Annotated in this window: 17 protein-coding genes; 7 read left to right on the top strand and 10 right to left on the bottom strand. The window is 69.4% G+C overall.

What is annotated here, in order from left to right:
• Positions 1 to 68: 68 nt before the first annotated feature.
• Positions 69 to 344: a hypothetical protein gene (locus NV401_RS01655; RefSeq protein ID WP_261292628.1), complete on the bottom strand. Its 276-nt coding sequence runs from the start codon at positions 342 to 344 to the stop codon at positions 69 to 71.
• A 129-nt stretch (positions 345 to 473) separates the two neighbouring features.
• A complete protein-coding gene (locus NV401_RS01650; protein ID WP_261292627.1) occupies positions 474 to 1,448 on the bottom strand; it encodes a quinone oxidoreductase family protein in 975 nt (324 codons plus the stop codon).
• Between the two features lie 124 nt (positions 1,449 to 1,572).
• Here NV401_RS01650 and NV401_RS01645 point away from each other — a divergent pair, with 124 nt between their 5' ends.
• Positions 1,573 to 2,997, top strand: a complete 1,425-nt coding sequence (locus NV401_RS01645) for an aldehyde dehydrogenase family protein (protein WP_261292626.1) — start codon at positions 1,573 to 1,575, stop codon at positions 2,995 to 2,997.
• 18 nt (positions 2,998 to 3,015) lie between these two features.
• Here the strand turns inward: NV401_RS01645 and NV401_RS01640 are convergent, their stop codons facing one another.
• Entirely contained in the window at positions 3,016 to 4,791 is a 1,776-nt protein-coding gene (locus NV401_RS01640; protein WP_261292625.1) for an SLC13 family permease, read from the bottom strand.
• Between the two features lie 101 nt (positions 4,792 to 4,892).
• On the opposite strand from NV401_RS01640, the gene NV401_RS01635 reads away from it, so the two are divergent.
• Entirely contained in the window at positions 4,893 to 5,477 is a 585-nt protein-coding gene (locus NV401_RS01635) for a DedA family protein (RefSeq protein ID WP_261292624.1), read from the top strand.
• A gap of 95 nt (positions 5,478 to 5,572) precedes the next feature.
• Here the strand turns inward: NV401_RS01635 and NV401_RS01630 are convergent, their stop codons facing one another.
• The 3 genes from NV401_RS01630 to NV401_RS01620 all read right to left on the bottom strand — a co-directional run bounded on the left by NV401_RS01630 (position 5,573) and on the right by NV401_RS01620 (position 12,085).
• A complete protein-coding gene (locus tag NV401_RS01630; protein WP_261292623.1) occupies positions 5,573 to 9,709 on the bottom strand; it encodes a translocation/assembly module TamB domain-containing protein in 4,137 nt (1,378 codons plus the stop codon).
• On the bottom strand, positions 9,706 to 11,694 hold the full coding sequence (locus tag NV401_RS01625) for an autotransporter assembly complex protein TamA (RefSeq protein ID WP_261292622.1): 1,989 nt from the start codon (positions 11,692 to 11,694) through the stop codon (positions 9,706 to 9,708). Before NV401_RS01625 ends, NV401_RS01630 begins: the two co-directional genes overlap by 4 nt.
• 178 nt (positions 11,695 to 11,872) lie before the next feature.
• A complete protein-coding gene (locus tag NV401_RS01620; protein ID WP_261292621.1) occupies positions 11,873 to 12,085 on the bottom strand; it encodes a hypothetical protein in 213 nt (70 codons plus the stop codon).
• 164 nt (positions 12,086 to 12,249) lie between these two features.
• On the opposite strand from NV401_RS01620, the gene NV401_RS01615 reads away from it, so the two are divergent.
• Positions 12,250 to 12,435, top strand: a complete 186-nt coding sequence (locus tag NV401_RS01615) for a hypothetical protein (protein WP_261292620.1) — start codon at positions 12,250 to 12,252, stop codon at positions 12,433 to 12,435.
• 150 nt (positions 12,436 to 12,585) lie between these two features.
• Here NV401_RS01615 and NV401_RS01610 read toward each other — a convergent pair whose 3' ends face one another.
• Complete coding sequence (locus NV401_RS01610) at positions 12,586 to 13,338, bottom strand: SDR family oxidoreductase (protein ID WP_261292619.1); 753 nt, start codon at positions 13,336 to 13,338, stop codon at positions 12,586 to 12,588.
• 214 nt (positions 13,339 to 13,552) lie between these two features.
• Positions 13,553 to 14,188 (bottom strand): S24 family peptidase, encoded by a 636-nt coding sequence (locus NV401_RS01605; RefSeq protein WP_261292618.1) that lies wholly within the window; start codon positions 14,186 to 14,188, stop codon positions 13,553 to 13,555.
• Between the two features lie 88 nt (positions 14,189 to 14,276).
• On the opposite strand from NV401_RS01605, the gene NV401_RS01600 reads away from it, so the two are divergent.
• Entirely contained in the window at positions 14,277 to 14,456 is a 180-nt protein-coding gene (locus NV401_RS01600) for a hypothetical protein (protein WP_261292617.1), read from the top strand.
• Between the two features lie 137 nt (positions 14,457 to 14,593).
• The gene (locus tag NV401_RS01595; protein ID WP_261292616.1) at positions 14,594 to 14,764 is read left to right on the top strand and encodes a hypothetical protein; all 171 of its coding nucleotides are present in this window, start codon (positions 14,594 to 14,596) and stop codon (positions 14,762 to 14,764) included.
• 27 nt (positions 14,765 to 14,791) lie between these two features.
• On the opposite strand, the gene NV401_RS01590 is transcribed toward NV401_RS01595, so the two are convergent.
• Positions 14,792 to 15,622, bottom strand: a complete 831-nt coding sequence (locus NV401_RS01590; RefSeq protein WP_261292615.1) for a hypothetical protein — start codon at positions 15,620 to 15,622, stop codon at positions 14,792 to 14,794.
• Positions 15,595 to 16,833, bottom strand: a complete 1,239-nt coding sequence (locus tag NV401_RS01585) for a TIGR04063 family PEP-CTERM/XrtA system glycosyltransferase (RefSeq protein WP_261292614.1) — start codon at positions 16,831 to 16,833, stop codon at positions 15,595 to 15,597. The genes NV401_RS01590 and NV401_RS01585 overlap by 28 nt, the downstream gene beginning before the upstream one ends.
• 198 nt (positions 16,834 to 17,031) lie before the next feature.
• Between NV401_RS01585 and NV401_RS01580 the strand changes: the two genes are divergently transcribed.
• Together NV401_RS01580 and NV401_RS01575 are read left to right on the top strand one after the other, a co-directional pair.
• Entirely contained in the window at positions 17,032 to 18,399 is a 1,368-nt protein-coding gene (locus NV401_RS01580) for a putative O-glycosylation ligase, exosortase A system-associated (protein WP_261292613.1), read from the top strand.
• A complete protein-coding gene (locus tag NV401_RS01575) occupies positions 18,345 to 19,493 on the top strand; it encodes an acyltransferase family protein (RefSeq protein ID WP_315369050.1) in 1,149 nt (382 codons plus the stop codon). Before NV401_RS01580 ends, NV401_RS01575 begins: the two co-directional genes overlap by 55 nt.
• Positions 19,494 to 19,556 lie beyond the last annotated feature (63 nt).

The following is a 19,556-nucleotide window of genomic DNA, read 5'->3' as shown; positions in this document are numbered from 1 at the left end:
GCGCGCGCGGGAAGCGGCGACGAGTAAGATCGATCGGGGAGAGCGCGCGAAACGCGACGCTCAGGCGCTTACTGGCGCAATCTGCTCAGATAGAGCGGGACCGGCACGGCCAGCGCCCAGTCCGTCGTGGCGACGGGCGCCATCGCGGCAGCGACCATCGTCGGCTGCCCGGCAAGCGCCAGCCACGACCGCAGCGGCCGCACCGCAGCGGCGCGTGCGACGCCGGCGGTCCGCGCAGCGCTCAGCGCCGCGCCCTGCTGGAACGGTGCCTCGGCCACGCGCACGCCCGAGATCACGCCGGTCAGCGCGCTCAGCATGGCGGAGAGGAACAGTAACAGTTGCACGAACACCCCTAAGACGACATCGCGTTGCCAAGGGCTGAACGCGAACCCCCGCGACATAGTTGCTGGCCCCTCGTTCGCCTAGGGCCAATCGACATGGCGACCGCGCCGTCGCCCCGCCGCGCGCCGCCGTTATACCGTCAGCACCGTCGCGCCGCGCGTCTCGCCGGCTTCGAGCGCGCGGTGCGCCTCGGCGGCGTCCTCGAGCGCGAAGGTCTGCCCGATCTCGGCGGTGATCGCGCCGCTGCGCAGCATCTCGAACAGCCGCGCGACGCCGGCCGACCGCTCCTCGGCCGTCACGTAATAATGGAACAGCGTCGGCCGCGACACGAACAGCGAGCCCTTCGCCGCGAGCACGCCGAGCGCCACCCCGTCGACCGCGCCGCCGGCATTGCCGTAGCTGACGACCAGCCCGCGCCGCGCCGCGCTGTCCAGCGATACCTGCCACGTCGCCTTGCCGATCCCGTCGAGGATCACGGGCACGCCCTGCCCGCCGGTGATCTCGCGCACCCGCGCGGCGGTATCCTCGCTCTTGTGCAGGATCACGTGATCCGCCCCAGCGGCGCGCGCCTGTGCCGCCTTCTCCTCGTTGCCGGCGGTGCCGATCACGGTCGCGGCGATCGCCTTCAGCCAGCCGACCAGCAGATGCCCCACCCCGCCCGCCGCGGCATGGACCAGCACGGTCTGCCCGGCCTGCACCCTGGCGCAGCGTTCGATCAGGAACTCCGCGGTACAGCCCTTGAGCAGGATCGCCGCGGCGGTGCGGTCGTCGACATCGTCGGGCAGCGGCAACAGGCTGTCGGCGGCAACATTGCGCGCCGTGGCGTACGCCCCCAGTCCCGGCCCGAACGTGCCGACCCGGTCGCCGATCGCCAGCCCGGTCACTCCCGCGCCCAGCGCCTCGACCACGCCGGCCGCTTCCGAGCCGAGCCCGCCGGGCAGCTTGGTCGGATACAGGCCGGTGCGGTAATAGGTGTCGATATAATTGAGCCCCACCGCGGTGTTGCGCATGCGTACCTCGCCCGGCGCGGGATCGGGCAGATCGACGTCGATCCACTCGATCACCTCGGGCCCGCCGGTGCGGGTGATCTGGGCGGTGCGCGTCATGTCGGGTCTCCTCAATCCAGCGGCCGACCCTAACGTGTGCGTTTCATCTTGCAACGCTTCGCACGGCCCGTCATCACTCCCCCATCCCGCGTACCGCATCTTCAAAAATCACCAGGAGGCGATGATGAAAAGCTATCTCAAACACTATATCGATGGCGCATGGGTCGACAGCGAAGGCGGCACGCGCCACGCGGTGATCGATCCCTCGACCGAACAGCCGGTGAGCGAAATCACGCTCGGCACGCAGGCCGATGTCGACAAGGCGGTTGCCGCGGCGAAAAAGGCGTTTGCCAGCTTTTCACAGACGTCGGTCGCCGAGCGCGTCGCGTTGCTCGAGCGCGTGATCGAGGAGTATAAGGCGCGCATCCCCGATCTCGCCGCCGCGACGAGCGAGGAGATGGGCGCGCCGATCGGCTTCGCCCAGGCCGCGCAGGTGCCCGCCGGGCTCGGCTATTTCCTCGGCACGCTGAAGGCGCTGCAGGAATTCGATTTCTCCGAACAGGTCGGCAAGAACCGCGTGGTGCACGAGCCCTTGGGCGTCGTCGCGATGATCACGCCGTGGAACTGGCCGCTCAACCAGATCTGCGCCAAGGTCGCGCCGGCGCTCGCGGTGGGCGACACGATGATCCTCAAGCCGTCGGAAGAAGCGCCGGGCTGTGCGGTCATCCTGGCCGAGATCATGGACAAGGCCGGCGTGCCGGCCGGCGTGTTCAATCTGGTCAATGGCGACGGGCCCGGGGTCGGCGCGGCACTGTCGACGCACAAGGACGTCGACATGGTCAGCTTCACCGGCTCGACCCGCGCCGGCATCGCGGTTGCCACCGCCGCCGCCGCGACGGTCAAGCGCGTGCATCAGGAACTGGGCGGCAAGGCGCCGAACCTGGTGCTGCAGGGCGCCGATCTCGCCACCGTGCTGCCGCCGACCGTCTCGGGCGTGCTGGCCAATTCGGGCCAGAGTTGCATCGCCCCCACCCGCCTGCTGGTGCACAGCAGCCAGGTGGCAGACGCGACGGCAGTGGTGAAGACCATGATGGAGGCGACCAAGGTCGATGCCGCCAGCGTGATGGGCGCGCATATCGGCCCGGTCGTCAACAAGGCACAGTTCGAGAAGATCCAGGATCTGATCCAGTCGGCGATCGACGAGGGCGCGACGCTCGTCACCGGCGGCACCGGCCGGCCCGACGGGCGCAATGCGGGCTTCTTTGTCAAGCCGACCCTCCTCGCCGACGTCACGCCGGACATGCGGATCTACCGCGAGGAGACGTTCGGCCCGGTGGCGACGATCAGCAGCTATGACGATGCCGAGCAGGCGATCGAGATGGCCAATGACACGGTCTACGGCCTGTCGGCGGCGATCTCGGGCGATCCGGCGGAGGCGGCGAAGATCGCGCCGAAGCTGCGCGCCGGGCTGGTGACGATCAACGCCTGGGCCGGCGGCGGCGGCACGCCGTTCGGTGGCTACAAACAGTCCGGCAATGGTCGCGAGGGCGGCAAATACGGGCTGGTCGACTTCATGGAGCTGAAGACGATCGTCGGCGAGCCCGCCTGAACCCGGATGGCCGCTGCCTCAGTGCAGCGGCCATACCGCCATGATCAGCGGCGTGCCGACCACCAGCACGAGCACCGACAGCGGCGCGCCGAGCCGGGCATAATCGCCGAACCGGTATCCCCCCGGCCCCATCACCAGCGTGTTGCACTGATGCCCGATCGGGGTGAGGAAATCGCACCCCGCGCCGACCGCCGTCGCCATCAGGAACGCCTCGGGCCGGAAGCCGAGATCGCCGGCGAAGGTCGCCGCGATCGGCGCCATGACCAGCACCGTTGCGGCATTGTTGAGGAACGGCGTGACCGCCATCGCCGCCGCCAGGATCAGCGCCACCGCGCCCCAGGCCGGCAAGGCCGAGGCGGTCTCGGCCAGCCAGGTCGCGATCACGTTCGACGCGCCGGTGGTGCGCAGCGAATCGCTGACCGGGATCAGCGCGCCGAGCATGATCAGGATCGGCCATTCGACATGATCATAGGCTTCGCGCACCGGCAGCACGCCGCTCGCCATCATCAACCCGGCGGCGGCGAAGAACGCCACCGCGACGGGAACATAGCCGGTCGCGGTCGACAGCATCGCCGCCGCCAGGATGACGATCGGCAGCCAGCCGCGCTTGGAGGCGCCGAGCCGCAATTCGCGCTGCGCCAGTGGCAGGCAGCCAAGGCTGCGCAGCCGTTCGGGCAATTGCTGGAGCGGCCCCTGCAGCACGATCACGTCGCCGCCGCGCAGCTCGGTATTGGCCAGCCGCTTGGACAGATGCTCGCCGCGCCGCGAAATGGCGATCAGATTGACGCCGTAGCGCGCCTGCAGCGCCAGCCGGCCGGCAGTCTGGCCGATCAGCGGCGAGCCGAGATTGATCACCGCCTCGATCACGCCGATCTCGTCATCGTCATCGGCATCGACCTTCTCGCGATCCTCGCCCTCCAGCTTCAGGCGATCCTTGGCGATCACCCGCTCGAGCGCATCGGGATCGCCGCCCAGGATCAGCGTGTCGCCTTCGCGCAGCAGGATATGATCGTGCGGTGCGCTGCGCAGCCCGGCGCGGACCAGTTGCGTGATCGTCACTTCGCGCTCGTGGCGGTCGAGGAAGGCGGCGACGGTCTCGTCCACCGCCGGCGATCCTTCGACGACTTCCGCCTCGGTGACATAGCCCTTGATATCGAGTGCTTCGCCCATCGTCGGCGCGGCGCGCCGGTCACGCGGCAGCAGCCGATAGGCGAAGCGCAGGTAGATCAGCCCCATCACGGTCAGCCCGAGCCCGACCGGCGCATAATCGAACATGCCGAACGGCTGCCCGGTCATCTCCTCACGCACGCGGCTGACGATGATGTTGGGCGAGGTGCCGATCAGCGTGATCAGCCCGCCGAGCAGCGACGCGGTCGCCATCGGCATGAGAAAGACCGACGGGCTGGTATTGTTCTTCTTGGCCATCTGGAACGCGGCCGGCATCAGCATCGCCAGCGCGCCGATATTCTTGACCAGCGCCGAGGCGAAGCCGACCGCCGCGGTCAGCACCATGAGCTGCGATCGCACCCGCGTCACGCGCCGAGAAACGAACGACAAGGCGACCTCGATAAAGCCCGAGCGCTGCACGGCAGCGGAGATGACCAGCGCCGAGCCGACGATGATCACGATATCGTCGGAAAAGCCGGAAAAGGCTTCCTTCGGCTTGACGATGCCGAGCGCCAGCGACGCCAGCAGCGCGAGGATCGCGACCACGTCGTAGCGGAACTTCCCCCAGATGAAGAGCGCCATCATGCCCGCCAGCGTGGCGACGGACAGCATTTGGGGAACGGTCATCATACCTCGGTGTTCGACATCATGCTGCCTTAACCCGCGCCGCGCCAACTATCTCCGCGCGGGGGTGGCAGGCGCGAAAGAATGTCGCCACGGTCGGCGCCATGTCGATCGAACTGCTCATCGCCCGCTATGGTCTCGCCGCCATCTTCCTCGGCGCCGGGATCGAGGGGGAGACGATGGTAGTGACCGGCGGGGTGCTGGCGCACAACGGCATGCTGCCGGTCGCCGGGGTCGCGCTGGCGGCGGCGGCCGGCTCGTTCGTCGCGGATCAGGCATTCTTCGCCTTCGGCCGATACTATCGCGATCACCCGCGCGTGAAGCGCGCCGAAGCCCGCCCCACCTTCGCCCGCGCGCTCGCCGCGTTCGAACGCCACCCCACTGCCTTCGTGTTCGGTTTCCGCTTTCTCTACGGCCTGCGCACCATCGCGCCGATGGCGATCGGCACCACCGGCATCCGCACGCGCCGCTTCGCCGCACTCAACCTCGCCGCCGCTTTGCTCTGGGCGTGCCTGTTCACCGGCATCGGCTTTGTCTTCGCCGACGGGATCGAACGGCTGTTCGGGCGGATCAAATCGGCCGAGCAGGTGGTGATCGGCGTGCTGGCGGCGGCGGCTTTGGTCACGCTCGGGCTGCATCTGTGGCGGCGCAGGGCGGCCGCCTACCCCCCACCGTCATCCCGGACCTGATCCGGGATCCATCGGGCGGCAAACCCAGGCTACTGACAATCGGGCGCTATCTAAGCGGCTTGATGGATCCCGGATCAAGTCCGGGATGACGGCGCCTAATAGTCCTTCGACACGCGGACGTTAGCGCTCTGCCGCCCGAGCGTGGAGATGCTCGACAGCAGCGACAGCCAGCGGGTCACCTGGAATTCGACCTGCGTCGCCGAATAGCCCTGCCCGTCGGTGACGATCTCCGCGAACAGCCTCCGGGTGATATATTTGCCCGCGGCGACCGACGTGCCCTGCCCGGTCTGCGGGTCGGCCGGCAGGATGCGCAGGCGATCGAGCCCGGCCGCGCGGCGCACCGCGTTGATCGGGTTGAGCCCGCCGCTGCCGTTCTGCAACGCCGCCACCGCCGCCGCCAGCTGCAGCGCCTCGGGCGCCGACAGGTTGGTGATCGACGTGCCGAACAGCAGCCGCGAGAGCAGCTCGTCCTCCGGCAGCGCCGGGATGCTCGAGAAGCTGATCTCGGGTTTCAGCGCATAGCCGGTCACCCGGATCGTCGCATTGAGCCCGGTCGTGTCGGCATTGGCGGCGATATCCAGCGACGGGTTCGCCGGCACCGATCCGTCGAACAGGATCACGCCACGCTCGAGATCGAATTCGCGCCCGGCGAATTCATAATCGCCGCGGATCAGATCGGCGCGCCCGGTGATCACCGGATTTTCCGGCACGCCGCCGATCTTGAGATCGGTCGACCATTCGCTCGCCAGGCCGAGCCCAGTGACGCGCAGATTGTTCGGCGCGCGGGCGCGGATGTCGAGCTGCCAGGGTTTGCGCGGGCTATCGTCCTCGTCGCCGCCATCGGGCACGTTGATCTCGCGGATATTGAGCCGCGGCACGGCGCTGGCCGCGGTCGCCTTGCCCAGGCGATAGCTGCTGTAATCGAGCGTCACGTCGCCCGAGATCAGCCCGCCCGAGCCATCCGAGGTGAAGCTGAGCGGCCCGGTGACGGAGGCGGCGATATCGTCGCGGTTGATCAGGGCGGCGTTGCGCGCCTGTACCTTGAGATCGATCCCGAAGCCGTTCGTCGCCGCCAGATCGAACGTGCCGCTGCCGGCCACCTTGCCCTTGCCGGCATCGGCGGTGAAATTGGCGATGCGCAGCCGCGATCCGCCAAACTGCCCGCTTGCCTGCACGTTGGTCAGCACCGTGCCGGTGATCGCGCTTTCGATCTTGGCGCCGCTCGCGCGCACCACGCCGCGAATCTGCGGATCGCTGGCGCGGCCGCCGACATCGGCGGCGATCGCCACCGGGCCGGTCAGGTCGAACAATTCGATTCCCGTCAGCCGCCACAGCGTGTCCGCCGGGCCATTGTAGCGCAGCTGCCCGAACAAGGCGGCGTTGCGCAGCCGGTCCGCCAGATCGCCGCTGCCGAGCGGCATCAGCCGCGCCTGCGCCCGTCCCACCGTCCTGCCGCCGCTCGCCATCACCGCGCGCGCGACCGCCTTGTCGGCCTGCAGCACGCCGGCAATGCCGACATCGATCGGTTGCGACGACAGGACCAGCCCCGAGCGCGACAGGCCACGCACCGTCATGTCGATCCGCCCGGTCGGCGCCTGCCCCTCGCCCTGCGCGAAGGACAATTTGCCCGACGCGCTGCCGCCCAGCCCGAGGCCGGGATAGCCGATATCGAGGATCGCCAGCGGCATGCGCGAGACGGTGGCGTCGATCGCGCTCGACGTCGCGGTAAACAGGCCGCTGACCTGCGCATGGCCGCCGGCGAAGCTCAATCTGGTCGGCGCCAGCCGCCAACCGTCACCGTCGCGCGTAAAGACGGCAGGGGTGAGCAGCTTGAGCGGCCGCCGGTCGAGCGTTCCCTGCGCCGAGACGCTGTAGCTGTCCGCCGTCACCTCGGTGACCGACTGGATATCGAACGCGCGCCCGCGCGAGCCGGCGATCGATGCGGTGATCCTGCCCACGCCGCCGCGCAGCGTGGCATTGCCGGCGAAGCGCCCGATCGTCAGCCCGCCACGGCGCAGCCCCGCGCCGGTCGCCGTCGCCTCGATCGAGGTGCCGGCGGGATCGAGCAAGGCGACCATGTCGAGCCGCCCGCGGCGCAGCGTAACGCCGTCGAGCTGCGCATTGGCCAGCGCCAGATGCGCTTCGATGCGCTGCACGTCGCCGACCGGGCGGAACAGCAATTCGCCGTTCAGCCCGCCGCCGGCGACCGCCAGCCGTCCGTCGAACCCGCCATCGACCACGGTGAGCGCGCCTGTGGCGCGCGTGCCGCTGACATCGAGCCGGGCGATGTCGATCGTCGCATCGCCGCCGCGCGGCAGCAGGATCTGCCCGTCGCCGCTGAACGGCCCGAGCCGCGATCCGCCGCGCGCGGTGAAGGCATAGCCCTGCGCAGTGGGATCGAGATGCGCGATCACGTCGCTGAGGCCGAGCGTGTCGTTCGGCCGCGCGAACACGAGATCGAGCGTCGGCCGGTCGATCTTGCCGTCAAGCTTGAGCGTCAGCGGGCCATAGGTCGCCTGCCGCCCGCTGCCCTCGAAGTGGAACGTGCCGTCGCGCCGGCGATAACCGTTGCCGGTGATGCGGATATCGGGCGCCGTCAGCAGCAGCCCCTTCAGATGCAGGATGCCGTCCGGCGTGCGCTCCAGCCCGGTGACGATGCGCGGCAGGCCGCCGGCGAGCGAGCGGAAAAAGGCATTGTCGAGCCGCACCATCTGCGCCGTGCCGGTGCCGATCACGCGCGTGCCACGGCCGTTCGGCCCGGGCACGACCTGCAGCTTGGTCGTCACATCGACGATGCCGAGCCCGGGAATGAGATAGCGCCCGAGCGCGCCGTTGAGCCCGACCTCGTAGCGCCCGGTGCGAAGATCGAGCACCAGATTGATCCGCCCGGTCAATTTGTCCGAGCGCAGGCGCAGATCGTTGCCGATCAGCGTCTGCGCGGTGACCTGCAGCACGCCCTCGACGCTCAGATTGCGCAGGATCCCGCCCGCCACGTCGCCGACCCCGGTGACGCGCGCGGCGACCAGCCTGATCGGCACGCGGATCGGCGCCTTGGAGAAACGCCCCTTGCCGCCCGCGCGCACCGCCTCGAACCCGGTATCGTCGAACGCAGCACGTTCGGCCGACAGCCGGTAATCGAACGCGGCGGTGGCGAACGCGCCATCGAGGATCGCGCGCAGCTCCACCGCCCGCCCAGTCATGTTGGGAAACAGGGCCGCCGGGCGCAGCAGCCGCGCCAGGATGCGCACGTTGCGGAACGCGTTCTGCGCGAGATCCACCACGCCGGTCGTGTCCACCGCCAGCGCCGCCGAGCGCAGCTTGAGCACGCCCTCGAGCCGGCGATTGGCGAAGGTCGCGCTGCCGTCGACCCGCACGCGCGGGCTGGTCAGCCGCATCACCTTGCCCTTGGTGAACGGCGCCGGCACCAGCGTGCCCGTCAGCGCATAGACGCCGCTCTTGTTGCCGAGCCGCAGGTCGATCGCGCGCACGTCGGCGATATCGGCCACCGCCGTGCCGCTCCACGCGCTCCACCGGCCGTCGCCGGTCACGTCGAGCGCGATCGGGCGGTTCAGCCCCGACAGCGTCGCCATCACCCCGTCGGCCGTGCCGCGCGCGTGAATCAGCGCGTCGAACCGGTCGCGATCCGGTTCGGCGTCGAGCTTGACGGTCAGCGTGTCGCTGCCCTGCACCACCGCGGCGAGATCGATCAGCGCGCGGCCGCGGCGGATATCGGCACGGCCGCGCAGCCGCGCGGTGCGCACCTTGCCGGTCGTGCCGATGGTCAGGCGATCGACGCGCAGATCGCCGATCGCGATGTCGAAGTTGGGCAGGATCGGCGTCTTGCGCCCGGTCTTGATCGTCTCGGGCGCGCGCAGGAAGGTTGCCTGCGGAATCGCCAGCCGCTTGATGTCGAGCGTGTTGCGGATCCACGCGAACGGGTTCCAGCCCAGTTCGGCGCGCGGCGCGACGAACACCAGCCCGCGCTGGTCGCGCACGCGCACGTCGATCAGCGCTGCATTGGAATAGACCGAACCGTCGATCCGCCCGACGCTGTAGCGCAGGCCGTTGGACGGCCGCTGCGCGGCGATCTGGTTGGCGATCCAGCGATGCCCGATGCTGGTGTCGAGCACGAACAGCACCGCCGCCAGCAGCGCGACGATGCCGAGCAAGGCGAGCACCAGCCAGCGCCACCAGCGGCGCGGGCCGGCGACCGGAGCGGTCTCGTCGCTCAAAACGCCTGCCCCAGCGAGACATAGACCGCGATCCGCGCATCGCCTGCTTGCGGGTTGATCGGCGTGCCGACATCGACGCGGATCGGCCCGAAATTGGAATAATAGCGCACGCCGAGCCCGGTGCCGAAGCGGAACTGGCTGAACTTGGGCAAGGGCGAGGTGTAGATATTGCCGCCGTCGAGGAACGGCACGATGCCGAAATTGCCGAACGCCTTGATCCGCGCCTCGATCGCGAACTCGGTCAGGCTGCGCCCGCCGATCGGATCATTGTTGGGATCGCGTGGCCCGATCGCCTGGTAGCTATAGCCGCGCACCGAGGCGCCACCGCCGGCATAGAAGCGCCGGGACGGCGCCACCGCGTCGCGCGGCGCGCCCGCGATCGTGCCCAGCCGCACGCGGCCGGCGAGCACCACGCTGTCGCCGATCGCCTGGTATTTGCTGCCGTCGAGCTGGACGCGCGCATAGCCGAACGCCGTGCCCTGCAGCGACAGTTCGGGCGACAGCCGCCCGCTCAGCCGGAAGCCGCGCGTCGGGTTGAGCAGATCGTCCGACCCGTCATAGCTGAGACTGGTCGGCAGCGCGCCGATGAAGAAGGTGCGCCGCCGCGGCGCACCGGTCGAGACGATCACGTCGCGCTCGTCCGACGCGGTCAGCTCCGCGCCCAGCGACCAGGTCCAGGTCTTCTGGAAGAAGATGTTGGTCTGCCGTTCGAGCGAGCCCTGCAGCGAGAAGGTCGTCGCCTGATAGGCGTCGCGGTTGAGGCTGGAGCCGACCGCCTGCAGCGTCAGCACGCGATCGCGGGCGTGGAAATTGTTGCGCCGGAACACCAGGCTGCCGAGCTGCTCGCGCGTGCCGAGCACGCCGCGCACGGTCAGCCCGCCTTCGGGCGGGAACAGGTTGCGGTGCGTCCAGCTGAGCTCCGCGCGCGCGCCTTCGCCGGTGCCATAGCCGAGCTCCGCCGCCACGGTGCGCGGCGGCGCCGGCTCGACCGTCACGGCGAGATCGACCGTGCCCGGCACCTGCCCCTCGACCGGTTTCAGATCGAGCGTCGAGACCAGACCGGTCTGGATCAGCGCGCGGCGCAGATCGGTCACCGCGGATTCGCTATAGACGTCGCCCGGCCGGAAGCGCGCGATATCCTGCATGTGGCGCGGGCCGAACACCTTGTTGGGCGGGCTGGTGATCTGCCCGAAGCGCCGCGCCCCGCCGGGATCGACCTTGAGATCGAGCGTCGCGGTGCGCGTCGCGCGATCGACCACGATCTCCGGCTCACCGACTTGCGCGAAGGGAAAGCCCTCCTCGCCGATCCTGCTCTTCAGCGCCGCCTGGCCGGCGACGATCGTATCGGCGTTGACCGCATCCTCGGGCTTCACGCCGAACGCGCTTTGCAGCCCTGCGCTCTTGTCGCCCGCCGCCGTGATTCCGTTCAGCGTCACCCCGGCGAACTTGTACTGCACGCCCGGCTCGGCCTCGAGCGTGACCAGCGGCCGCCCCTTTTGCGGCGCGATCCGTGCAGTCACGCGTGCATCGTAATAGCCCTCGGCGCGCAGCAGCCCGACGAGCAGGTCGGCATCCTCGCGCCCGCGCCGGTCGAGCTGCGCGGCATTGGCCGGCTGGCCCTGGTTGGTCTTGAGCGTCGAGAGTTCGTCGAAGCGCTGGCGCAGCAGCGGCGTGGCGACCGTATCGATCCCTTCCACCGCGACCGCATAGCGCGTCTCGCCGGTCACCTCGGTCTGCGCGGCGGGATCGACCGGCTCGGCCGGCAGTGCCGAGAGATCGGGCCAGTCGACGCCGAGATCGGGCAGCGCCGCCATCGGCGCATTCGGATCGAGCGCGGTCAGATCGGGCGTGTCCTGCGCCGCATCGCCGGGCCCCGCCGGCATCGACGCGGTTGGCTGCTGCGCCAACGCACCGGGGGCCGTGGCGGCGAGAAGAAATGCGGCGGTGCAACTCGTCGCACCACGCCGCCCGACAGAAGCGAACATGGCGCCGTCCTAGCGACACAAAGCGTCACGCGACAGCGGTGCTTTGGGCCAAAACGCGCAGGCGGTCGAGAAAACGGCCATGTCGGTCGCAGGACCGCGCGCTTGGCCGGCGTCGGCGGTCCCGGCAGCGCGGGACTCGCGGCGCGCCACACCCGGCGTCAGCGCGGTGCGGCCAGCCTCAATGCACCGTCCCCATCGCCCGGTCGCCCGCCAGCAGCACGATCAGCCGCTCGATCTGCCGCCAGCGGCAGAAGTGGATATGATTGCCGAGATCCCGGCTGCGGTCCGCGCGTGCCGCCGCCTCATAGCCCGCATCGTCGCCGAATCGGGCAATCAGCTCCGCCGCGTCGTGGAACTGGGCGCGGTCGGCAAGATACGGCAGGGGGGACATGGAACACTCCAACAAGTACATGCGCCCGGCATGCAGCGGTCGTGCCACAACCCGCGCCGCCGCGCCTGCCCCGCGAGACGATGGTAAACGCATGGCCGCGCGCTGCCCCGCCGGTCCCACTGCGGGACGCTGGCGTACCGGCACGGGACATGGCAGGAGGCGGCATGGCTTCTCCTCCCGAACATTCCCCGCGCAGCTCGATGGCCGGCGGCTTCCTGATCGCCGTCGGCGCGATGCTCGGCGCGGGCATCGGTTTCCTGTTCCAGGAAGCGACGCGCGGCTTCCTGCTCGGCGCCGCCGCGGGCGCCGGCATGGCGATCGCGATCTGGCTGATCGACCGGCGGCGGTAGTTTCCTGCCGTCGTCCCGGACGGGATTCAGGATTCCGCTCGTCATCGGATAGTTGATCGCGAGAGGCAACGGATCCTGCATCCGAGCCACGCCCGATACGCGACCGCTATCGCGCCGGGGACTGCGCAAGCTGCCGCTGGTGGGGTATGATCATACTTTCACTGCCGCGTTGCCCCCGTCGGCCCATAGCGCCGACCCGGTGACAAAACTCGCCATATCGCTGGCCAGGAACAACGCCGCCTGTGCGATCTCTTCCGGGCGGGCGATACGCTTCATCGCGTGGAGGCCGGCAGCCCATTCGCGCTGGGCAGCATCTCCGGCCATTTCGGTATCGGTGCCGCCGGGGAGAAGCGCGTTTGCCCGGATACCCTTCGCCCCATAATCCGCCGCTATGCCGCGAACCAGGCCCATCAGCCCCGCCTTTGCCGCTCCATAAGCGCCCATGCCCGGCAGCCCCGCGCTGTTGCCGACAAAGCTCCCGGTGAACACAAGTGCGCCCGCCCCGTGCTCCAGCATTGCCGGGATCTGTGCCCGGGCGCCCAGAAACGCGGCGGTCAGGTTCACCGCCAGCACGTTCGCCCACTCCCCCGGCTCGATATCGGCCAGCGGCTTTATCGCTCCAGCCAAACCCGCATTGTTAAAGGCGATGTGCAAGCCGCCGAACGTCGCCCGTGCGGCGGCGACAGCCTCGCGGTGTGTACGCTCTTCCGTGACGTCGCCAACCACGGCAATCGCCCGCCCCCCTCGATCCCGGATGTCTTCGATCGCCAAATCCAGCGGTCCTGATCGTCGCGCCACGAGCACCACGGCCGCACCATGGGCGGCAAACAGCGTCGCGGCCGCCCTTCCGATCCCTGAACTCGCGCCCGTGATGATCGCCACTTTCCCGTCTAACAATTTCATTCTTCAGCCCCTCGAAGGAGCGGGGCGACTAAGGCCGCACGCAACGGCATGCGTCCCGTTGTTTGTGATCAAAGCGGCGTCATCGTCCTATTCCTCGGAAGACCGTTCACCGAACTAGGATATCGTGTCGCATCCACCCGCCGAACCCACCAGCGTCGGCCGACAAGCCGGTGTCATCCGCCCAGGTCCCGGTTCAGGCTGACAAAGCGCGCGATCACCGCAACGAGCGGGACAGCCACACCACCTTGCCCAGCACGTCCACCTCCCCCGCGGCGCGCGTGCCGATCGGCGCGGCGGCGGGATTGTCGCTGGCGATCGTCAGCCGGTCCGCCACGCGTGCGACGCGCTTGACCATCAGCACCCCGTCCAGCCGCACGACATAGACCGCGCCGCGCGCGCCGACCCGCGTGTCCGCCTCGTCGACCATGATCTGGTCGCCATGCTCGATCAGCGGCGCCATCGAATCGCCATCGGCCGCGATCATCGCCAGCCGCGTCGATCGGATGCCGAGCCGTTCGAGCATCGCGCGATCGAACGGCAGCAGCGCGGTCGCGCGCTCCTCGTCGATCAGCCGGCCCGGCCCGGCCGAGGCCGCGATGTCGAGCAGCCGCACGCCGATCACCGGCGCGCTCGGCGCAGCGGCCGGCCCGCCCAGCGCGCCCTCGTCGACGCCGAAATAGGCCGCGAGCAGCTTGCGGTCGCGCTCGTCGAGCCGCTTCGGGCTGCCGCGTCTGACGAACTGCTGCAGATAGGCGTCGTTGCGCCGCAACAGCCGCGACAGCGCGGCAAAGCTCTCCCCCCGCTCGGTCACCAGCCGGTCGAGAAAGCCGCGCGGATCGTCCTGCACCATCATCGCATCCTATCCGTAGGAAATTTCCTAGACAAGTTGGAAATGCTGGAACAGACCGGGAACACCAACAGGACTCGGAGGATTGGAGATGACCCTATTGTGCAAGATCGAGCGCTATCTGCGCGCGACCGACATGCCCGCCACCAGGTTCGGCCGGCTGGCGGTCAACGACCCGCGGCTGGTGCGCGATCTGCGCAACGGGCGCGATGCCGGGCGGAGCATCTGCGCGCGGGTCGATGCGTTCATCGCCGCGAGCGGGCGGCCATGAGCCGCGGCCCCGATGCCGGCACCCTGCTGGTCCGCGCGCTGTATCGCAGCGCATGCGCCGCTGGCTGCCCGCTGGAAATCGTCGACTCGGACTGATTACGCTGGGCCAGCGCGACCTTTACCGGAGCGCGGCACACGATGCGCTGGACCGCCCTGCCCAGCCCCGCGCTCGATGCCTGGCTGGCCGCCCTGCCCGATGCGGACCTGCTGCTGCGCGGACACCTGGTCGCCGATATCCATATCGCCGGCCTGACCCGCGACTCGAGCGGCGTGACGATCGAGCTCGAGGCACTGACGATCGAGCAATAAGCGTCGCCGGTCAGGCCTGGCCGGCGCTTAGCGGGTCATCGCCAGCCGGCGCAGCGAGGCGAGCGATTCCTGCAGGCTCTCGTCGCGCGTCGCCGGCGCCGCGGGCATGCGGCGCGTAACGCCCTTTTCGAGCCGGTCGAGCAGCGCATTGATGCTCGCCGAGGGATCGAATTCGGCCCGCGGCGATGCGGCCGGGACGGGCGCCGCCACGTCCGGCGCGCTGCGCACCATCGGCGTCAGCTCGAACGTCTCGAACCGCTCCCCCGCGTCGAACACCGGCGGGCGCGACGCGGGCGCCGGTGCGGCGGCGATCGTGTCGCTGCGCACGGCATGCGGATCATAGGCGGAAAGCGGCAGATCGAGATCGGCCGGCAGCGCACGCTCGAACGGCGGGATCGCGGCCGCCGCGACCGGCGCCTCGGCTTCCTCGTCGTCGACGACGACATGCACCGGCGCGCGGATGTCGAGGAATGGCGTGCCGAGATCCTGCGCGGCGAACAGCGGGCGGCGGGCCGGCGCGTCGGGATGCGCATCGGCGCGGCGCAGCACCGGCAGGTTGTCGACCGTCGCGGCGCGGCCGCCGATCGCGATCGATCGCGTGCCGACCAGCAGGAACGTCGCGAACCAGGCCGCCAGCCCGATGCCGCCGCCGCCGATCAGGATCAGCGCGGCGCGCGCGGTGGCGCCGAGCGGCGGCTCGGCCGCCGGGACCAGCGCGGCGACGCCGCTGCTCAGCACGATCTCGCCGAGCAGGTCGCCCGGCAGCAGCGCGAAGACGAGCGCGACGACGGTCGCCAGCACGCCCGCGACCAGCGGGGCGAGTGGGACGGTTATGCGTTTACGGGGGAGCGATGCCATGAGTCGCCTGATGCACGAGAGTCGATGAGTTTTTGGTAAACGGGCGCGTAACGCGCAACGTTTACCGCCCAGTTGCGCTCGCTTTCGACGAACGCGCGCCCCGCCGCGCGGCGCGCCGCCCAGCTGCCGCGATCGGCAAGCAGCGCGGCCAGCGCCGCGGCGAGCGCGGCGGGATCGTCCGGCGCGAACAACGTGCCGGTGTCGCCGTCGCGGATCAGCTCGCGATGCCCGCCGACGTCCGACGCCGCGACCAGCCGGCGCTGCGCCATCGCCTCGAGCGGCTTGAGCGGCGTGACCAGATCGGTCAGCCGCATGCGCTTGCGCGGATAGGCCAGCACGTCGACGATGCTGTAATAGCGTTCGACCTCGGTATGCGGCACGCGCCCGATGAAATGGATATGCGCGGCGACCGGCGAGGCTGCGGCCTGCGCGCGCAGCGCCGCCTCCATCGGCCCGCCGCCGACCAGCACGAGATGCGCCGCGGGCCGGCTGGCGACCAAAGCGGGCATCGCCGCGATCAGATCGTCTAGCCCCTCATAATCGTAGAAGCTGCCGATAAAGCCGATCACTTCCTTGCCATGCAGGCCGAGCGACAGCGCCAGCGGCGCATCGAAGTCGAGTGGCGCGCCGAACAGGTTGAGGTCGACGCCGTTGGGCGAGACGAAGATCTTGTCGCCGGCCGCGCCGCGCGCGAGCAGGTCCTGGCGCAGCCCGTCGCAGATCACCGCCACGGCATCCGCCTTGCCCACCGCCCAGGTCTCCAGCGCGCGCGTCGCGCGGTATACCGCCGAGCCCTCGGTGCCGGTGCCGTTGCCGACCGCTGCATCCTCCCAGAAGGCGCGGATCTCGTAGACCAGCGGCAGGCCGCGCTTCTTCGCCACGCGCAGCGCCGCCAGCGCATCGAGCACCGGCGAATGGGCGTGCAGCAGATCGGGCTTGAACGCCTGCACCGCGCGGTCGATGCGCCGCGCGAAGCGCCGGATCTCGTTCAGCTCCTGCAGCGGGCTGGGCCAGGCGCGCCCGGGCTGCGTGCGGTGGAAATCGATCCCGTCGACCGTCTCGACATCGTGGTCGCCCGCGCCTTGCCGCGGGCCGCTGACCGCCGCGACCTGCCAGCCGCGCTGCATCTGCGCCTTGAGGATCGCCCGCGTGCGGAAGGTGTAGCCACTCTGCAGCGGCAAGGCATGATCGAGGATATGGAGGATGCGCATCGTGCAAGCAGCTTTGCCATGCCAGTGTTTAACGGCACGTCAACCCGGGGCGCGTATCGCCGGTGCGCCACTGCTTCGGACACCGCCCGCTTATGATCGACAATTTCGCGCTTGCCATCAGCCACGGCCTGATGCTGCTCGCCGCGTGGTTGTTGCTGCGCCGGCCCGATCTCGACGACGAACGGCAGGGCCCGCCCGATGCGTGATCTCGTTTTCGTCGCCTTTCTTGCCGCCTTCTTCGCGTTCGGCTTCCGCCGGCCGTTCATCTTCGCGTTGGTCTATGTCTATATCGATATCGTCAGCCCGCAGCGGCTGACCTATTTCCTGCTCAACGCCGTGCCGATCTCGCTGATCGCGGTCGGGCTGACGGTCGGCGCCTGGGCGCTGGTCGACGACAAGAAGGACAGCCGCGTCGCCCCGCGCCAGCTGCTCATCGTGCTGCTGCTGCTCTATTGCTTCGCCACCACCAAGAGCGCCGATTTCCCGATCGAGGCGGTGAGCAAATGGGAATGGGTGTGGAAGGCGCTGGCCTTCGCCGCGTTCCTGCCGCTGATGCTGCGCACGAAACTGCGCATCGAGGCGCTGCTGCTGATCATGATCCTTGCCGCCTCGTCGATCATCATCGTCGGCGGGATCAAGACGGTCGCCAGCGGCGGCGGCGGCTACGGCCAGCTCGATCTGATGGTGACCAACAATAGCGGGCTCTACGAAGGCAGCACGATCAGCACCGTGGCGGTGGCGATCATTCCGATCATCCTGTGGTTCACGAAATATGGCACGATCTTCCCGCCCGACTGGCGCGTGAAGGGCTTCAGCTATTGCCTGGTGTTCGCCTGCCTGCTGATCCCGGTCGGCACGTCGACGCGCACCGGCCTGCTGTGCATCGCGCTGCTCGCCATGCTGATGCTGCGCGACAGCAAGCGCAAGGTGCTGTTCCTCGGCATCCTCGCCGTGCTCGGGATGATCGCGGTGCCGTTCCTGCCCTCCGCCTTCACCGACCGGATGAGCACGATCAAGACCTACAAGGCGGACGAATCCGCCTCCACCCGCCTCGCCGTGTGGAAATGGACCTGGGATTACGCCAAGGATCATCCGTTCGGCGGCGGCTTCGAAATGTACCGCCAGAACCGCCTGTCCTACGATACCGAGACGGTGCAGAAGGTCGAAGGCACCACGACGATCGAGCGCAAGCTCACCGTCGATCAGGCCCGCGCCTTCCACAGCGCCTATTTCGAGATGCTCGGCGAACAGGGCTGGCCCGGCCTGGCGCTGTGGCTGATCATCAACGTCACCGGCCTGTTCCGCATGGAAGTGCTGCGCCGCCGCTACCGCCGCCAGCTGCCGGGCGAGGAATGGATCAGCCCGCTGGCCAGCGCGCTGCAGATGGCGCATTTCTGCTACCTGCTCGGCGCCGCATTCATCGGCATCGCGTTCCAGCCGTTCGTGTTCATGCTGATCGGCGCGCAGATCGGGCTCGACACCTATCTGGCGCGGAAACGCAGCGAAGCGGCGTGGCAGCCGATCCGCCGCAAGCGCGCGCCGCCGCCCGCGCCCGCCACCGCATGACCGGGCGTCCGGTCGCGCCGCCCGAATTGCGCGCGCTGACCGCCGTGCGCGGGATCGCGGCGTGGCTCGTCGTACTCTACCATATCCGCTTCGCCATCGCCGGCCTGCCGGAGCGCGTGGTGGGCTGGCTCGGCAAGGGCTATCTCGCGGTCGATTTCTTCTTCCTGCTCTCGGGCTTCGTCATTGCGCTGAGCTGGGGCGAGCGGATCCGGCGCGACCGCTGGGCGGCGGTGCCCGGCTTCCTGCGCAAGCGCATCGCGCGCATCTGGCCGCTGCATCTGGTGATGCTCGCCTTCGCCGTCGCACTTGCGCTGCTGTTCGTCGCCACCGGCCGCGCCGAGCCGGACAATTATCCCTTCGCGCAACTGCCGCTGCACGTCCTGCTGCTGCACAATTGGGGCTTCACCGATCGGTTGAGCTGGAACGTGCCGAGCTGGTCGATCAGCGCGGAGCTCGGCGCCTATCTGCTGTTCCCGCTGCTGGCACTGACGTTCGACTGGCGGCGCCTGCCGGTCGCGGCGGTCGTCGCGGCGATCGCCGTGCTGTGCCTGCTGCTCCATGCGATCATGGCGGGCAGCGGCGCGCTCACGCTCGGCCAGGACATCGCCCGGTTCGGGCTGCTGCGCTGCCTGATCGAATTCGCCGTCGGCACGGCGCTGTGCGCGCTGTGGCAGCGCTGGCGGGCGGCACCGGCGCGCCCTGCCGCCGGCGCCGCCGTGGTCGCCCTCTGCCTTGCCTTGCTGTGGTGGTTCGGCCTGCCCGAAACGCTTGCCGTGCCGCTGCTGTTCGCGACGCTGCTGCTCCTGCTCGCGCTGACTTCGGGCCTGCGCCACAACCCGCTGGACGGCGCCGCGCTGCACTATCTCGGCGAGATCAGCTACGCGACCTATCTCGGCCATTTCCTGTTATGGATCGCGTTCAAGCTCGCCTTCGTGAGCGATCCGCGCGCGGTATCGCCGGCGATGATCGCGGCCTTCCTGCTGCTCGTGCTGGCCAGCTCGGTCGTGCTGTATCACGGCATCGAGCGCCCCGCGCAGCGCTGGGTCAACCGCTGGCGCGGCCCGGCGGGCAGGCGGACCGTCGCAGCCGAATAGCCGCGCCGTCGCAGGCGCCGGACCGCCCCGCGGTGACGCAGGTGGAACGAACCCCCTGCCCTG

It is taken from the genome of Sphingomonas hylomeconis (assembly GCF_025370105.1).
In the GTDB taxonomy this organism is placed as follows: Bacteria; Pseudomonadota; Alphaproteobacteria; order Sphingomonadales; family Sphingomonadaceae; genus Sphingomonas; species Sphingomonas hylomeconis.
The sequence above is the reverse complement of the archived record's forward strand: the minus strand, read 5'-3'. Positions and strand labels throughout refer to the sequence as shown.

Excerpts from the sequence above, each read along its gene's own strand:
- NV401_RS01585 (WP_261292614.1), bottom strand. The coding sequence starts at position 16,833 with ATGCGCATCCTCCATATCCTCGATCATGCCTTGCCGCTGCAGAGTGGC.
- NV401_RS01590 (WP_261292615.1), bottom strand. The coding sequence starts at position 15,622 with ATGGCATCGCTCCCCCGTAAACGCATAACCGTCCCACTCGCCCCGCTG.
- NV401_RS01600 (WP_261292617.1), top strand. The coding sequence starts at position 14,277 with ATGACCCTATTGTGCAAGATCGAGCGCTATCTGCGCGCGACCGACATG.
- NV401_RS01640 (WP_261292625.1), bottom strand. The coding sequence starts at position 4,791 with ATGACCGTTCCCCAAATGCTGTCCGTCGCCACGCTGGCGGGCATGATG.
- NV401_RS01580 (WP_261292613.1), top strand. The coding sequence starts at position 17,032 with ATGCGTGATCTCGTTTTCGTCGCCTTTCTTGCCGCCTTCTTCGCGTTC.
- NV401_RS01650 (WP_261292627.1), bottom strand. The coding sequence starts at position 1,448 with ATGACGCGCACCGCCCAGATCACCCGCACCGGCGGGCCCGAGGTGATC.
- NV401_RS01605 (WP_261292618.1), bottom strand. The coding sequence starts at position 14,188 with ATGGTGCAGGACGATCCGCGCGGCTTTCTCGACCGGCTGGTGACCGAG.
- NV401_RS01620 (WP_261292621.1), bottom strand. The coding sequence starts at position 12,085 with ATGTCCCCCCTGCCGTATCTTGCCGACCGCGCCCAGTTCCACGACGCG.
- NV401_RS01635 (WP_261292624.1), top strand. The coding sequence starts at position 4,893 with ATGTCGATCGAACTGCTCATCGCCCGCTATGGTCTCGCCGCCATCTTC.
- NV401_RS01615 (WP_261292620.1), top strand. The coding sequence starts at position 12,250 with ATGGCTTCTCCTCCCGAACATTCCCCGCGCAGCTCGATGGCCGGCGGC.
- NV401_RS01610 (WP_261292619.1), bottom strand. The coding sequence starts at position 13,338 with ATGAAATTGTTAGACGGGAAAGTGGCGATCATCACGGGCGCGAGTTCA.
- NV401_RS01625 (WP_261292622.1), bottom strand. The coding sequence starts at position 11,694 with ATGTTCGCTTCTGTCGGGCGGCGTGGTGCGACGAGTTGCACCGCCGCA.
- NV401_RS01645 (WP_261292626.1), top strand. The coding sequence starts at position 1,573 with ATGAAAAGCTATCTCAAACACTATATCGATGGCGCATGGGTCGACAGC.
- NV401_RS01595 (WP_261292616.1), top strand. The coding sequence starts at position 14,594 with ATGCGCTGGACCGCCCTGCCCAGCCCCGCGCTCGATGCCTGGCTGGCC.